Raw genomic sequence first — 15,021 nt, forward strand, 5'->3', positions numbered from 1 at the left:
GGTTCCTGTTCCTCGACAGCTCAGAAACCTAGACCCAGCAACGACGTGCCCCCCAACTACCAGGGCACACCACCCACACATCAGTACGAAGAGCCCAAAGAAACCACTCCACCCCATCGAGCACTGGGCGAGCGTAGGTGCGGCTTCGTGGGGGGCGGGTTCGCTGTCCCACTCTCACCGGGCACCTGGCAGCGCAGGGAACGGCTGACAGGAACGCGGGTTCGCTGTCCCGCTCCCACTGGGCATCTGGCAGCGCAGGGAACGGCTGACAGGAACGCGGGTTCGCTGTCCCGCTCTCATCGGGCAACTGGCAGCGTTAGGTGCGGCTGGTGAAGGCGGGTTCGCTGCTCGTTTCCGCATCATTGAGTACCTGGCAGGGGTGGGTGCGGCTTGGGCGGAAGGCGAGTTGTGCCAACTGATTGCCATCGCTCTGCCGTGGCCACGCCGGTCACCACCAACGGTGTCCGAGTCGGTGAGTGCTCGCTGGGGGCACGTCTGCCGGGCATTGCTGTCGCCATGGGTTGGTCGGGCAAGCCGCTAGCCGGGTCGGTCAGTCGACTCTGCCTAACTGGCCGGGCCAACCACGCGGCCGACCCTGCCGACCAACCTCCTAACCCGACCAACCAATCAGTACGGCCAACCAGTCCAGCCGCGCAGCCGCCTCAGTCACCCGGCCCGCTACCTGGCCTGGCGGCCCAACTGCCCGCAGCCCGACAGCCAATCGGCCCGGCCCGGCGGCCGAGCGGTTGGCCAGGGGCAGGTCCGTCCGGCAATTCGCCAAGTTCACCCGGTAGGCGGGCAACCAATCCGGCCGCTAATCACTCGACCGGCGTCTACAACCACTCGGTTGCTCGTCGCGGTCTGTCATGTGGGCGGGGGCGGCGCTTGTCCGGCGCAAACGATTCGTTCGCCTGGTTCATCCCGGGGGGTCAGCGGGGCATGCGGCGCCAGAGGGGGCGGGGTAGTAGGCGTAGGCAGAAGAACAAGGGGCGCAGGGGCCAGGGGACCCATACCTCTCCCTTGCCCCTGCGCAGCGCGGTCACCGTTGCCTTCGCGACCTGGGTCGGGGTGCTGGACAGGGGGGCGGGGGTCATTCCCTTGGTCATTCGGCCCACCACGAAGCCGGGGCGGACCAGTAGCAGGCGGACTCCGCTGCCATGCAGTGCGTCGGCTAGGCCGCTGGCGAAGCCGTCCAGGCCCGCCTTGGCCGAGCCGTAGACGTAGTTTGCCCGCCGGACTCGGATGCCTGCCACCGAGGAGAAGACCACTAGGGCGCCGCTTCCCTGCCGCCGTAGGAGGTTTGCCAGGTGGGTGAGGACGCTGACGTGGGCTACGTAATCAGTGTGCACGATCTTGACAGCGTGTGTGGCGTCGCGTTCGGCTTGGGGTTGGTCGCCGAGGATGCCGAAGGCCAGTACCACCGCGTCGACGGGGGCGTGGGTGGTCATGATGGCCGTCAACACCGTCTCGTGGGTGGTGAGGTCGTCGGCGTCGAACTCGGCTCGGGTCACCTCTGTCGCGCCTGCTTCGCGTAGGGCTGTCTCTTCGGTGTCCAGGTCATCCGATCGTCGGGCGGCTAGGACGACCTTGCGGGCGCCGGTCGCCACCAGGCGCCTGGCGACGGCTGTTCCGATCTCGCTGCGGCCGCCGAGGACCACCACCGTTGCGATCATTCCGCCCAGTGTGCCGTCCCCGCCGATGCCACGATCAGGCGGGCCGTTCACCACTTCGTCGCAGTGGAGTACAAGATCGAGTGATAGATCCACTCAATGACTACTGCACGTCTGCGCTGGGGCTGAATCAGGTGGTTTGACAGTGGTTATCACCAGCCCATTCGGGGACTGTACGGCCACAAAATTCCGATGCTAGCTTCGACCCGTTCGACAACAGAAGGCGGCGAAACGACATCTCGCGCACTCAACGGCGATCGCGGGACGACGGCGATCCACCGGATCCATACGCGACACGATCCATAAACGACACTGGGGCAGGGACTCTGAGACGGGGACTCTGAGGCAGGGGCGGACCGCAAGCCCTGCGGCATCCCGGTTCCACACTCTACCCGAAACCCCCGATTCCCCTTCCCCCGGACGTGGCCGCCTGCCCGGCCACGCGCACCGCACCCACCACACCCGTCCCGACGACCACGCCCGCCCGGACAGACCCGCTCATCAGACACATCCTCGGCAAGCACAAGCACAAGCACAACAGGATTGGCGGTAGCACAGTGACCGATACCCTGCCCCCCATCGACCGCGACGGGGCCGCGCCACAGCAGAGCCTGGGGACCGCGGCGGCACGGAATCTGGCCACCACGACCAAGTCCGTCCCGCAGATGCAGGAGATCACCTCCCGCTGGCTGCTGCGCGTCCTGCCTTGGACCCACGTCGGCGGCGGCACCTACCGGGTCAACCAGCGCCGCACCTACCTCGTCGGCGACGGCCGCATCACAGTGGACCGCACGAACGCACACGCCCGCGTGGTTCCCGGCGACCTGCGGGAGCTGACGTTCCTGCGCGACTTCGACGATGACGAGGACACCTTCGCCGCGATCGCCGGACTGTTCACCCAGGAGGAATACGCCCCGGGCGACACGCTGGTCGAGTGGGGCCACGCCGAGGACCGGTTCCTGATCATCGCGCACGGCAAGGTCGAGAAGCACGCGGTGGGCGAGTACGACGACGAGCAGGTGGTGGACGTCCTCGCCGACGGCGAGTACTTCGACCAGTGGGGCCTGGTCGAGGAGCGCATCTGGGACTTCACCGCCCGTGCGGCCACCACGACCACCGTGCTCGCGCTGCGCCGCGCCGACTTCCAGAACCTGCTGGAGCGCAACGACGCCCTGCGCGCGCACGTCGAGGCGGTCGTCGCGGCGGGCGTGGACGACAGCGGCGGCGAGGTTCCGATCGATCTCGCCGCGGGCCATGAGGGCGAAGTGGAGCTGCCCGGCACGTTTGTGGACTACGAGGAGTTCCCGCGCGAGTACGAGCTGAGCGTCGCGCAGACCGTGCTGCGGGTCCACACCCGCGTCGCCGACCTCTACAACCAGCCGATGGACCAGGTCGAGCAGCAGCTGCGGCTGACCATCGAGGCGCTGCGCGAGCGCCAGGAGCACGAACTGGTCAACAACCCCGAGTTCGGCCTGCTGCACAACGCCGACGCCCGGCAGCGCATCCGCACCCGCACCGGCCCGCCCACCCCGGACGACATGGACGAGCTGCTCGCCAAGGTGTGGAAGGACCCGTCGGTCATCCTGGCCCACCCGCGCGCGATCGCCGCGTTCGGCCGCGAGTGCAGCAAGCGCGGCATCTACCCGTCCAATGTGGACATCGGCGGCCACAAGGTCCCGGCCTGGCGCGGCATCCCGGTGCTGCCGTGCAGCAAGATCCCGATCAGCGACACCCGCACCACCTCGATCATGCTCATGCGCACCGGCGAGGCGGCCCAGGGCGTGATCGGCCTGCACCAGGTCGGCCTCCCCGACGAGTACGAGCCGGGCCTGTCGGTGCGGTTCATGGGCATCAACGACAAGGCCGTCACCTCGTACCTGGTCAGCGCCTACTACTCGGCGGCGGTGCTGGTCCCCGACGCCCTGGGAATCCTCGAAGACGTCCAGATCGGCCTCTGACCCAGCGCACCAGCGATATCCGAGCTATCCGACACCCCACTGATTGGCGGTATCACGCGTGACCGGTCTCCTCGACCCCGATGTCACCCAGCAACAACAGCAGAGCCTGAGCACGTCGGCCGCGCGCAATCTGGCCACCACCACCAAGTCCGTCCCGCAGATGCAGGAGATCACCTCCCGCTGGCTGCTGCGGATGCTTCCCTGGGTCGAGGCCAGGGGCGCCGCGTACCGGGTGAACCGGCGGCTGACCTACACCCTCGGCGACGGCCGGGTCAGCTTCACCAACGTCGGAGCCGACATCTCGATCGTCCCGCCGGAGCTGCGGGAACTGTCGCTGCTGCGCGGTTTTGACGACGACGAGGCGCTGGCGGCGCTGGCGGGCCGCTTCACCCAGCGCGAGTACGGCGCGGGCGAGGTGATCGTGCGCGGCGGCGAGGCGGCCGACACGCTGTACCTCATCGCGCACGGCAAGGTGACCAAGTTCGCCCCGGGCCACTACGACGACGAGGCGGCGATCGCCATCCTCGCCGACGGCGAGTACTTCGGCGAGCGCGCCATGATCGACCAGGACACCACCTGGGAGCACACCGTCCGGACGATCACCTCCTGCACGGTGATGACCATGTCCCGGCAGGAGTTCCTGGCGTTGCAGGAGCAGTCCGCCGCGTTGCGCGAGCACGTGGAGCAGATCCGCGCGCTGCCGCAGCCGCCGCAGAACAAGCACGGCGAGGCCGAGATCGCGCTCTCGGCTGGCCACCACGGCGAGGTCGAGTTGCCGGGCACGTTCGTGGACTACGAGCTGAGCCCGCGCGAGTACGAGCTGAGCGTCGCGCAGACCGTGCTGCGGATCCACACCCGCGTCGCCGACCTCTACAACGACCCGATGAACCAGGTCGAGCAGCAGCTGCGGCTGACCATCGAGGCGCTGCGCGAGCGCCAGGAGCACGAACTCGTCAACAACCGCGACTTCGGCCTGCTGCACAACGCCGATCTGCGCCAGCGCATCCACACCCGCGAGGGCGCGCCCGGCCCGGACGACTTGGACGAGTTGCTCTCCCGCAGGCGCCGGTCGGACTTCTTCCTCGCCCACCCGCGCGCCATCGCCGCGTTCGGCCGCGAGTGCAACCGGCGTGGCCTCTACCCGGCCACCACTGAGGTGCAGGGCAAGCCGGTGATGGCCTGGCGCGGTGTGCCGCTGCTGCCGTGCGACAAGATTCCGATCAGCGACACCAACACGACCTCGATCATCGTCATGCGGACCGGCGAGTCCGACCAAGGGGTCATCGGCTTGCACCAGACCGGCATCCCGGACGAGTACGAGCCGGGCCTGTCGGTGCGGTTCATGGGCATCAACGACAAGGCGGTCATGTCGTACCTGGTCAGCGCCTACCACAGTGTTGCGGTGCTGGTCCCCGACGCCCTCGGCGTTCTGGAAAGCGTCCAAATCGGACTCTGAACCCGACCGGACGCTGACCGTCGTTCATTCGCCAGGCTCACCTGGACGTTTCCGGCCGGATTCGGCCGGGAACGTCCACAATAGACCGTAAGAAGGGACCGAATAGTGCTGCCGACCGTCGAGGTGCAACCACCAGGACAGGGTTCCGCGGGTGAAGTGCTCGCGCGGAGCCGGACCCTGTTGGACCCGGCCCTGCGCGCGGCCGTCGACACGCTGCCGGAGTCGATGCGCCACGTCGCCGGGTACCACTTCGGCTGGTGGGACGAGCAGGGCAGGCCCGCGACCGCGGACAGCGGCAAGGCGGTGCGGCCCGCGGTCGTGCTCACCGCGGCGAAGGCCGTGGGGGGCGGGCAGGCCGAGGCGCTTCCCGCCGCCGTCGCGGTGGAACTCGTGCACAACTTCACCCTGCTGCACGACGACGTGATGGACGGCGACCGCACCCGCAGGCACCGGCCGACGGCGTGGAGCGTGTTCGGCCTCGGCAGCGCCATCCTGGCTGGCGACGCGCTGCTCACCCTCGCCTTCGACGTCCTGGCCCGCAGCGACCACCCGAACGCCCAGGAGGGGGCCCGCATCCTGTCGGCGGCGGTCTTGGCCGTCCAGGACGGCCAGGCCGCCGACCTGGCCTTCGAGAAGCGCGCCGACGTCGGCCTGGCCGAGTGCGTGCGGATGGCCGAGGGCAAGACCGGCGCCCTGCTGGGCTGCTCGGCCGCGCTCGGCGCCCTGTTCGGCCGGGCCACGCCCGACCGGGTCGACCACCTGCGCGGCTACGGCGAATGCCTCGGCCTGGCGTTCCAGCTCGTGGACGACCTGCTCGGCGTCTGGGGTGATCCGTCCGCCACCGGCAAACCGGTGTACTCGGATCTGGAGAACCGCAAGAAGTCCGTGCCCGTGGTCGCCGCCTTGGCCTCGGAGACCACTGCGGCCCGCGAACTCGGCTCGCTCTACCACCGCAAGGCGTCGCTCTCGGCGGCCGAGCTGGTGCGCGCCGCGGAGCTCATCGAGCGCGCGGGCGGGCGGAGTTGGACCCAGACCCGGGCGAACACCCTGCTCTCCGACGCCATCGCCCACCTCCGGGCGGCCCGCCCGACCCCGGATGCCGAGGCGGAGCTGACCGCCCTGGCCGAACTGGCCTGCCACCGCGACCACTGACCCCGTTTCCCTGTCCCCCTTGCCGACCCCGGCCCGCCGTCGTGCGGCCGTCGATGGTGACTGTCATATCCGAACTGTGCTATCCGAGGAGATCCGAGTCGATGACCGCAACTCCAGCGCTGGGCCCGTCCGACCCGCTGCCCGCGGGTGCCGTCCTTGTCGCCCGGGAGTTGCAAGGCATCAATGACGCCGCCCATTCCGATGCCGCCGTGATCAGGTGTCCGGCCGCGGTGCTGGTCGAGGGCGAGTTGCGCAGGCAGGGCGTGCGCAGCGTCGGCGGCGTCGTGGACATCACCGCGGTCCGGCAGAACATGGACACCACCTGGGTGACTCTCGGCGACGGCGGCACCGGCCTCGGCGTGGTCGTGCGCGGCGGCGACCGGCGGGCCCGGCTCGCCGCCCGCTCGGCGATGGGCGCGTGGCTGGCGGCCAGCGGCCCGCGCAAGGTGGTGCTGGCCGCGCCGCGCTCGTTCTGCGCGGGGGTGGAGCGGGCCGTCGAGGTGGTCGAGAACGTGCTGGAGCAGCGCGAGGGGCCGGTGTACGTGCGCAAGCAGATCGTGCACAACACGCACGTGGTGTCCGATTTGGAGGCCCGCGGCGCGGTCTTCGTGGACGACCTGGACGACGTCCCGGACCGATCGACCGTGATCTTCTCCGCGCACGGCGTCTCCCCCGCCGTGCGGGCGGAAGCCGCGGCGCGCGGCATGGAGGTCATCGACGCGACCTGCCCGCTGGTCACCAAGGTGCACGCGGAGGCCCGCCGGTTCGCCGGTCGCGGCGACACGGTCATCCTCATCGGCCACGCCGGGCACGAGGAGGTCGAGGGCACCCTGGGCGAGGCGCCGGAGCGCACGGTCCTGGTGGAGTCGGTGGACGATGTGCTGGCCCTTGACGTGCCCGACCCGCAGCGAGTGTCGTACCTGACGCAGACCACCTTGGCGGTGGACGAGACCGCCGACATCATCGAGGCCCTGCGCGCCCGGTTCCCGGACCTGCGCGCCCCCGGCTCCGACGACATCTGCTACGCCTCGACCAACCGGCAGGAGGCGCTGCGCGATATCGCCAGCGCCGCCGACCTGGTCCTGGTGGTCGGGTCGGCCAATTCGTCCAACTCGCTGCGGCTGGTCGAGCTGGCCCGCCGCCAGGGCACCCCCGCTTACCTGGTCGAGGACGCCCGGGACATCCGGCCGGACTGGCTGATCAACAATCGGGTCATCGGCATCACCGCTGGCGCGTCCGCGCCGTCGCGCCTGGTGGACGAGATCGTGGCCGCGCTACGCGGCCTCGGCCCCACCGAAGTCACCGAGCACGAGACGAGCCGGGAGACCGTCCACTTCACGCTGCCCGCGGGCGCTAGGAATGCGGACAGGTGTCCCGATACTCCGAAATGAGCTGGCTCGCGCTCAGCGCCGGGCACAGAAACTTCTCATAACGCGTGTCGTCGTCCACGAAACGCTTCAACCAGGAAACCGTGAATGTGCCGACGGTGGGGGTGGCGGAATTGACGACGAAATGGTCCGCCTCGTTCATTTCCAGATACGCTTTCTCGCCGCCGAGGCTCTGGTAGAACGGCTCGGCGTGCGCCCCGACCGAGGCGATCGCGTCCCGCTCGGCGCCCACCACCAGCGTGGGCACCCGCACCCGCGACCAGTCCTTGGTCGTGCTCCACGGCGCCAGCGGCACCGCCGCCCGCAGGCCGGGCCGCTTCACCGCCGCCGACAGCGCCCCGCCGCCGCCCATCGAGTGCCCCATCACCGCGAGCCGCGCCGCGTCCACCCGGTCCTTGGCGACGCTGGACCCGGTGAGGTAGTCCAGCGCCGCGAGCAGCTGCGTCCCCCGCGACTCCGGCTGGTCGAACCGCGTGTTCGTCTCGATGGTGATCACCACGAAGCCGTGCGACGCGAGCCGGGGCCCCAGCCACGCGACGGCGCTCTGCGACTCCACGAAACCGGGCGCGACCGCGATCCCCGCGAACGTCCCCTGGCTGCCGTCCGCCGGGTAGTAGACCGTGCCGCCGCCGAACCCGTGGCCAGCGGGCACCACGGCCCGGGTGACCGCGAACGGCCCGGCGTCGGCGGCCAGCGCCGCCGCCGTGGGCTCGGGTCCACGCTGGTAGGGGTTCTCGTCGGCGAACGCCTCGGTGCCGACCAGCGTTCCCGCCGTGAGCAACACAGCGGTGGCCACACCTAGTGCGCGCTTTCCGATTCGAGCGGAAAGAGACATGGCAGGGCTCCCCGACGTTGAGCGTCTCGTGGTGTTCGCCCACCGTAAAACACGCGGACATGCTGGGGAAATGGCGCGGCCACAAGAGCTCACAAAGCGACAAACGGCGGGACCGGGCTTGTCACGTAGGCCAAACGGCCTAGCGCGGGCGCGGGGCGATCCGGCTGGTCACCGCCAGCCGGTTGAACGCGTTGATCACCGTCACCGCCCAGACCAGCTGCGCGAGCTCCGGCTCGGCGAACTCGGCAGCGGCCAGAGCGTAGACCTCGTCGGGCACCCGGGTCTCGGCCAGCAGCGTGATCGCCTCGGTCAGCGCCAGGGCGGCCCGCTCCCGGGCAGTGAACAGGCCGCTTTCCCGCCACACCGGCAGCGCGTGCAGCCGCCGGGTGTCCTCGCCGTGCCCGGCGGCCTCGCTGGTGTGCAGGTCGACGCAGAACGCGCAGCCGTTGAGCTGCGAGGCCCGCACCCGCACCAGCGCGACGAGCCCGGCGGCCAGCCCAGCCTCCACGGCCTGGCGCTCGGCAGTGACGTGCAGGTCGATCAGCTTCTGGTACAGCTCCGGCGCGGCCGACGTCACGGCCACCCGAGGGCAACCAAGCTCGGTTCCCGGGGCGTTCACAGGGCCACCTCACTCGTTCGGTGCCCCCGCACGCCCACGCACCGGGCCACCGGCTCGCTCACGTCCACTGTCCGGTGCCGAAGGTATCCTGGCCGCTGCGGACCAGGGAGCGGAGCTCCATCCGCCGGACCTTGCCGGTGCCGGTGCGCGGGACCTGGTCCCAGGTCAGCACGACCGGGTCGGCCAGGGCGGGCAGGTCGCGCAGGGCGTCGCGCCAGGCGTCCTGGTCGAGCACCCCGTTCTTGGTGACCACAACCGGGACCGGCAGCCTGCCCGGGGTGCCGAGCACGACGCACTCGACCGCGTCGGGCACCCGGTCCTCCAGCACGTCCTCCAGCTCGACGCAGCTCTGGCCGGGCAGGACGTCGACCTCGCGGTCCAGCAGCAGGTACGAGCCGCCTCGGGTGCGCACGCCGACGTCGCCGGTGTTCCACCACGGGCCCGACGCCTTGGCCTGCCAGCGGTCGCGCTCGCCCAGGTAGTCCAGGCAGCGGACCCGGGTGCGAACCAGGACGAGGCCGGGGCGGCCAGTGGGCACGTCCTGGAAGGTGCGCGGGTCGACCACGCGGAGCCGCACGCGGCCAGGGAAGGGCCTGCCGAGGTTGCGGGTGGTGGGATGGCGGCGGTCGCGTTCGGCCACCGACCGGCGGGTGAGCATCCGGAGGGTGAGCGGCCCGGTCTCGGTCTGCCCCCACACCTGCACCCACACCGGCCGCCGCCGGGTCGCGGCGAGGAACGCGCGGACCGTGGGCGGGTGCATGGCGTCGAACGTGCTGACGTAGAGCCGGACGTCGTGGAAGGGGTTGTCGGCGCGCTCGGCCAGCGGCTGCCAGCGCACGAACGTCGACGGCAGCGCCTCCAGGGTGGTCGGCGGGTGCGCGCGCAGGGTCGGCTCGGCCTCGTGCGGCTCCGGCTCGGCGATGACCACGACCTTGCGCGGGGCCAGCCACAGCACGCTCGCCGTCCACGGGATCGCCCGGCCGTGGCAGTACGCGATGGCCGCGCAGACCGTGTCGCGCTTGCGGCTCGACACGATCGGCAGCCGGGCCGCCTCGGCGGCGGCGATGCCCTGGATCAGCGTGCGGGTGCTGTGCACGACCAGTTTGGGCATGCCGGTGGTGCCGGAGGTGTGGTTGACGACCAGCGGGTCGTCGGCGTCGCGGAAAACCGGCGGCGGGGGCTCGTGGCCGCGCAGGTCGGCCAGCGGGAGCGTGCCCGGGTGCGGCCCGTCGAGGGTGACGGTGCGCCGGGCGAACGCGGTCAGGTCGGTCTCGTTGTCCCGGGCGTGGTCGAGCACGGTGCAGGTGGTCACCAGCAGCGCCGGGTCGAGCCGCTTGAGCAGGATCTGCGCGGTCTCCGGGGTGAGGTGGTCCGACAGCAGCGCGGGGACCGCGCCGATGCGGGCCGCCGCGCAGGCGAGCAGCACGTAGTCCCAGTGGTTCTCCTTCACCACCGCGACCCGGTCGCCGGGCCGCACACCCGCCGCGTGCAGCCACCCGGCGGTGGCGCGCACCAGGGCGGCGAGCGCGGGGATGTCGTAGCGGGTGCCGTGGCCGGGGGCGAGGTCCAGCGGCCTGCTCAGGTGGACCACGGTCTTGGTCCCCCGGGCGAGCAGGTCGTCAAAGAGCGTGCCCAGGTCGCTGGGCTTGCTCTTGCGACGGTCCGCCGCGGCGGTCTTCCACCCTGTTTCTTTTCTGATCTTCACGGCTGTTGGACGTCCTTCCGGCCGATGACGGTGACCATGACCTGCGAAAGCCAGGTGTGCCGGGGGTCGGCCAGGTCGGCGACCGCCCGGTCGATGTCCACATCGGACACCTCACCCGCGGCGAGCATCGCGGGCCGCAGGTGTTCGAGCCACAGGGCGAACCAGCGGCTTTCCGCGGTGCCGCCGCGCACGACCTCGGCGCGGCCGTCCGCCCGCACATCGGACAGCCCGGCCGCGGTGACCAGGTCGACGTCGAGCAGCCCGCAGCGCGGGTGGTAGCCGGACTCGGCCATGACCGCGTAGGCGGCGCGCTTGACCCTCGGGTGGAACGGCCCGGCGGCATGGCTGAACAGTGACGCGGTGTCGGTGTCCTCCAGCACGAGGTGCCCGCCCGGGCGCAGCGCGGCGCACAGGGCGCGCACGGCCGCCGTCCGGTCGCCGAGGTGCTGCACCACCAGGCGGGCGTGCACCACGTCGTAAGCGGCCACCGGCAGGGCGCCGCTGCGCACGTCCACTTGGCACACCGCGACCCCGAGGCCGCGCAGCCGGTCGAGCCGGGAGGTGTCGATGTCGACGGCGGTGACGGCAGCGCCGCGCTCGGCCATCCAGGCCGCGATCGAGCCGCGGCCAGCGCCGACCTCCAGGCACCGGGTGCCGGGGCCGATGCCGAGCGGGGCGAGCCGGGAGATCGTTCCCGGGTCCCACAGCCGCTCGCCGAGGCTGAGCCGTTCGTCCTCGCGCTGGAACGCGGTGCCGAACACGTACTGCGCCGCGCTCGCCGTGTTCCCGGCGCTCGCGTCGATTCCCATGACCGCCGCGGTTCCGGTCGCCGCGTCAGCCACGGGCCACCGCCGAGACGGCCGAGGGCCGGGGAACGGCGAGGCGCTCCGCGACCAGTTCCGCCGAGCGGACCGCGGCCTCGCCACACGGCCGCAGCAGACACCAATCGCCCGCGTATTCCACAGTGGACGGTGGGCGGCGGACGAAGTCGGGACGCGCGGCCATGGCCGCCTGCGTGGGCATCGGCAGGCCGTGCCGGAACCGGCTCACGACGGTCGCGCGCAGCGCCGAGGCCAGGCCGGGCAGGTAGCGCTCGGCCTGCTCGGTGAGGGTGGCGGCGATCTCGCCATCGGTGGCGGACAGCAACTCCCCCGACACCGAGGGACCGGCGACCAGGGTGACCAGGCCGCGCTCGGGCGGCACTCGGCCGGGGTGCTTGCGGTCGTCAAGCACGATGCCCGCCAGTTCGGTGTTCTCGACCGTGGGAATCGCCAGCGCGAACGACTGCCCGCCGCCCGCGGGCGCGACCGGCTTGGCCAGCAGGCAGATCACCTTGACCATCGGGCGGAACTCGCAGGCGCGCACGAAATCGGGGGCCTGCTCGTGCGCCGCCGCCGCGACCGGGGCGGGCACGGCGAGCACCACCGTGCGGGCGGTCAACGCGGCGCCGCCCGCGAAGACCCGGGCGCCGGAGCCGGTGGCGACGACCTCGTCCACGGTGACCCCGGTGCTGATCTCGACGCCCTCGGCGAGCCTGCGCGCCAGCACGTCCATGCCGTCGCGGAAGGTGCGGAACGTGGTGGTGGGCCCGACCGCGAGCAGGTGGCTGAGCAGCGGGCCCGCGCAGGCCCGTTCGGTGTCCCAGCCGAAGAACCCGCCGGTCAGCGGCTGGAACAGGTAGTCGTGCAGGTCGCCTCGGGCGACGTCGGCGATGACGCGGCGCCCCAGCGGCGTCGCCTCGGGCGCGTCGGTGTCGTATTCCTTGCGCCGCAACGCCGTGCGGCCCAGCAGGCGAACCAGGGCGAGCCGGGCCGAGAGCGACAGCGCCGCGCCCGCCAGCAGGCCGCGCGGGTCGCCCATATGCGGATGGGCCCGGCCCTCCCGCCACACCGCCAGGTCCGCGCCGATCGCCGGAACCTCCACTTCGGACAGTCCGAACTCGCGGATCAGCCGCCACAGGGCCGGATAGCCGCAGGAGCCGATCATCTCCGCACCGGTGTCGATTAGGTAGCCGTCCTGGCGCAGGCTCGCCATCCGGCCGCCGACGTGCTCGGCGGCCTCGAAGACGTGCACGGCGCGGCCAGCCGCGCGCAGCCGGTGGGCCAGGGCGAGCCCGGCCACCCCGGCGCCGACGACGGCGACATCCAGGTCAGAACTCACGGACGGGCCCCCAGGGCGATGGTCAGGTTGATGGCGATCAGGGTGGCGACGGTGACCCGGTGCGCCCACAGGCCCAGCAGCCGGGCGCGCAGCAGGTCGCCGAGGCCGACGCCGCGCCGCAACTGCGCGACGCGCAGGAAGACCGCGGGCGCCATGGCGATGGCGAACCACCACGGCGCGGCGCCGAGTCCGGCCGCGGTGACGATCAGGGCGATCTCGGCCAGGGTGAGCGCGACGATGAACGCCTTGTTCCCCTGCCGGGAAAGCAGGACGGCGACGGTCTTGCGGCCCACCGCCGCGTCGCCGTCGACGTCGCGGGTGTTGGAGTAGACACCGAACAGCAGCGGCCCGAGTCCGAAGAGGACGGACTGGACGATGACGAACTCCGAGGGCGTGCCCGCGGTCAGCCCGACCCCGACGAGCACCAGCCCGGCGCCGAACCCGGCGAGGAAGAGCTCCTGCCAGCCGTGGTAGCTCAGCTTCACACCCCACGAGTACTGCACCGCAGTCACCAGGCACAGCGCCAGCAGCCCGACCGTCCACAGTGCGCTGAACGGCGCGACCACGGCCGCCAGGGCCCACAACAGCGCGCCCGCGCCCGCGGCGGCCCAGCCGAAGCGGACCGCCTCCGCCTCAGTCAGCTCCCCGGTGAGCAACGGCTTGCGGGCGAGCTTGCGAGCCGGGGCGTCCGGGCCGTAGTTGGCCGCGTCGCTGCCGTCGCGCAGGCCGGTCACGTCGTCAAAGGCGACCGCGGCGCTCACCACGCACACCGTGCCGACGCCGAACGCCGCGAGCGTGCCCAGCACCGCGGGGGCGAGCCAGGCCGCGGCCCCGGCCAGCGACCAGGCCAACGGCAGCGCCAGGTAGTAGTCCCACACGTCGAGCTTGGCCAGGCGCGCGTAGGCGCCGACTCTGCCGGGCGCCGCGGTCAGCGACAGGGTCGCGGTCATCAGGGTCCTCCGGGAAAGTCGCAGACCGCGTCGGCGATGTGCTCGACCTGGGCGTCGGTCAGGTGCGGATACAGGGGCAGGGCGAGCGTGCGGGCGCAGGCGAGCTCCGCGTGCGGCCAGTACTGCCCGGGTCTGGCGTAGGGGGCGAACGCGGGCTGCGCGGGCAGCGGCGCGGGGTAGTAGACGTGGCTGCCGACGCCGCGGGAAGCGAGGTGGCGCTTGAGCTCGTCGCGCCGGTCGGCGAGCAGGGAGTACACGTAGTAGCAGCGGCCCTCGCGGCCGGGCGGCGGGGCCTGCACGCCGCGCTCGCCGAGCCCGGCGAACCGCTCGGTGTAGTAGTCGGCGATCTCCGCGCGCCGCTCCAGCCGGGCGGCGAGGCCGGGCAGCCGGTGGAGCTGGAACTCGGCCATGATCTCGTCAAAGCGGCTGTTGTAGCCGACCAGGTGGTGCACGAACCGGTTCTTGCCGTCCTGGCCGTGGTTGCGCAGCATTCGCGTCAGGCGGCCGATCTCCGGGTCGTCGGTGACGACCGCGCCGCCCTCGCCGATCGAGCCGAACGTCTTGACCTGCACGAACGAGAACACCCCCGCCTCACCCCAGCGGCCAGCCTGCAATCCGCGCAGCACCCCGCCCTGGGCCACGGCCGAGTCCTCGATCAGCCGCACGTCGTGGCGGCGGGCCAACTCGCGCATGGTGGGCATGTCGGCCATCACCGAGAACATGTGCGCGGGCATGATCGCCGCCGTGCGGGCGGTGATCGCCGCCTCGACCTCGTAGGGCTCGACCACCATCGTCCACGGGTGCACGTCAACGAAGACCGGGACGGCGCCGACGTTGACCACCGACGCGGCCAGCGGCGCGCAGCCGAACGCGGGCACCACGACCTCGTCGCCGGGCCCGATGTCCATCGCGCGCAGCACCAGCATCAGCGCCGCGGTGCCGCTGCCGCAGGCCACCACGTCCGCGGCTCCGGTGTTCACCCGCAGCGCCTCCTCGAACGCGGCGGTGCGCTCGCCGAGAATGAACCGCTGGTCGTCGGCGAGCCCTGCCCTGCGGACAATCTCCAGCACCACGTCGCGCTCGCCGTCGAACAGGTCGGGCGGGAAGAACGGCAGCCGGGGCATAGAC

General features: G+C 71.6%; 12 protein-coding genes. 4 read left to right on the forward strand and 8 right to left on the reverse strand.

Annotated features, from left to right (window positions below; translation table 11 throughout):
• Positions 1-929: 929 nt before the first annotated feature.
• Complete coding sequence (locus ACZ6SD_RS29390; protein ID WP_465320263.1) at positions 930-1,673, reverse strand: SDR family NAD(P)-dependent oxidoreductase; 744 nt, start codon at positions 1,671-1,673, stop codon at positions 930-932.
• A 554-nt stretch (positions 1,674-2,227) separates the two neighbouring features.
• Between ACZ6SD_RS29390 and ACZ6SD_RS29395 the strand changes: the two genes are divergently transcribed.
• The 4 genes from ACZ6SD_RS29395 to ispH all read left to right on the forward strand — a co-directional run bounded on the left by ACZ6SD_RS29395 (position 2,228) and on the right by ispH (position 7,627).
• Positions 2,228-3,628 (forward strand): family 2B encapsulin nanocompartment shell protein, encoded by a 1,401-nt coding sequence (locus ACZ6SD_RS29395; protein ID WP_465320264.1) that lies wholly within the window; start codon positions 2,228-2,230, stop codon positions 3,626-3,628.
• A gap of 58 nt (positions 3,629-3,686) precedes the next feature.
• Positions 3,687-5,084 (forward strand): family 2B encapsulin nanocompartment shell protein, encoded by a 1,398-nt coding sequence (locus ACZ6SD_RS29400; RefSeq protein WP_465320265.1) that lies wholly within the window; start codon positions 3,687-3,689, stop codon positions 5,082-5,084.
• 108 nt (positions 5,085-5,192) lie between these two features.
• Positions 5,193-6,236: a family 2 encapsulin nanocompartment cargo protein polyprenyl transferase gene (locus ACZ6SD_RS29405; protein WP_465320290.1), complete on the forward strand. Its 1,044-nt coding sequence runs from the start codon at positions 5,193-5,195 to the stop codon at positions 6,234-6,236.
• 101 nt (positions 6,237-6,337) lie between these two features.
• On the forward strand, positions 6,338-7,627 hold the full coding sequence (ispH, locus tag ACZ6SD_RS29410) for a 4-hydroxy-3-methylbut-2-enyl diphosphate reductase (RefSeq protein WP_465320266.1): 1,290 nt from the start codon (positions 6,338-6,340) through the stop codon (positions 7,625-7,627).
• On the opposite strand, the gene ACZ6SD_RS29415 is transcribed toward ispH, so the two are convergent.
• From ACZ6SD_RS29415 to ACZ6SD_RS29445, 7 genes are all read right to left on the reverse strand, one after another.
• Positions 7,590-8,459 (reverse strand): alpha/beta hydrolase family protein, encoded by an 870-nt coding sequence (locus ACZ6SD_RS29415; protein WP_465320267.1) that lies wholly within the window; start codon positions 8,457-8,459, stop codon positions 7,590-7,592. The genes ispH and ACZ6SD_RS29415 overlap by 38 nt on opposite strands.
• 139 nt (positions 8,460-8,598) lie before the next feature.
• Entirely contained in the window at positions 8,599-9,078 is a 480-nt protein-coding gene (locus ACZ6SD_RS29420) for a carboxymuconolactone decarboxylase family protein (RefSeq protein ID WP_465320268.1), read from the reverse strand.
• A 58-nt stretch (positions 9,079-9,136) separates the two neighbouring features.
• A complete protein-coding gene (locus ACZ6SD_RS29425) occupies positions 9,137-10,783 on the reverse strand; it encodes a class I adenylate-forming enzyme family protein (RefSeq protein ID WP_465320269.1) in 1,647 nt (548 codons plus the stop codon).
• Positions 10,780-11,625, reverse strand: a complete 846-nt coding sequence (locus ACZ6SD_RS29430; protein WP_465320270.1) for a class I SAM-dependent methyltransferase — start codon at positions 11,623-11,625, stop codon at positions 10,780-10,782. Before ACZ6SD_RS29430 ends, ACZ6SD_RS29425 begins: the two co-directional genes overlap by 4 nt.
• Positions 11,618-12,943, reverse strand: coding sequence for an FAD-dependent oxidoreductase (locus ACZ6SD_RS29435; protein ID WP_465320271.1), 1,326 nt, complete (start codon positions 12,941-12,943; stop codon positions 11,618-11,620). The genes ACZ6SD_RS29430 and ACZ6SD_RS29435 overlap by 8 nt, the downstream gene beginning before the upstream one ends.
• Positions 12,940-13,893 carry a UbiA family prenyltransferase gene (locus ACZ6SD_RS29440; RefSeq protein WP_465320272.1) on the reverse strand — a complete coding sequence of 318 codons (954 nt, stop codon included), beginning with the start codon at positions 13,891-13,893 and terminating at the stop codon, positions 12,940-12,942. Before ACZ6SD_RS29440 ends, ACZ6SD_RS29435 begins: the two co-directional genes overlap by 4 nt.
• Positions 13,893-15,017, reverse strand: coding sequence for a DegT/DnrJ/EryC1/StrS family aminotransferase (locus tag ACZ6SD_RS29445; protein ID WP_465320291.1), 1,125 nt, complete (start codon positions 15,015-15,017; stop codon positions 13,893-13,895). The genes ACZ6SD_RS29440 and ACZ6SD_RS29445 overlap by 1 nt, the downstream gene beginning before the upstream one ends.
• Positions 15,018-15,021 lie beyond the last annotated feature (4 nt).

This window comes from Actinokineospora sp. NPDC051303 (assembly GCF_055586285.1).

Excerpts from the sequence above, each read along its gene's own strand:
- ACZ6SD_RS29390 (WP_465320263.1), bottom strand. The coding sequence starts at position 1,673 with ATGATCGCAACGGTGGTGGTCCTCGGCGGCCGCAGCGAGATCGGAACA.
- ispH (WP_465320266.1), top strand. The coding sequence starts at position 6,338 with ATGACCGCAACTCCAGCGCTGGGCCCGTCCGACCCGCTGCCCGCGGGT.
- ACZ6SD_RS29415 (WP_465320267.1), bottom strand. The coding sequence starts at position 8,459 with ATGTCTCTTTCCGCTCGAATCGGAAAGCGCGCACTAGGTGTGGCCACC.
- ACZ6SD_RS29440 (WP_465320272.1), bottom strand. The coding sequence starts at position 13,893 with ATGACCGCGACCCTGTCGCTGACCGCGGCGCCCGGCAGAGTCGGCGCC.
- ACZ6SD_RS29445 (WP_465320291.1), bottom strand. The coding sequence starts at position 15,017 with ATGCCCCGGCTGCCGTTCTTCCCGCCCGACCTGTTCGACGGCGAGCGC.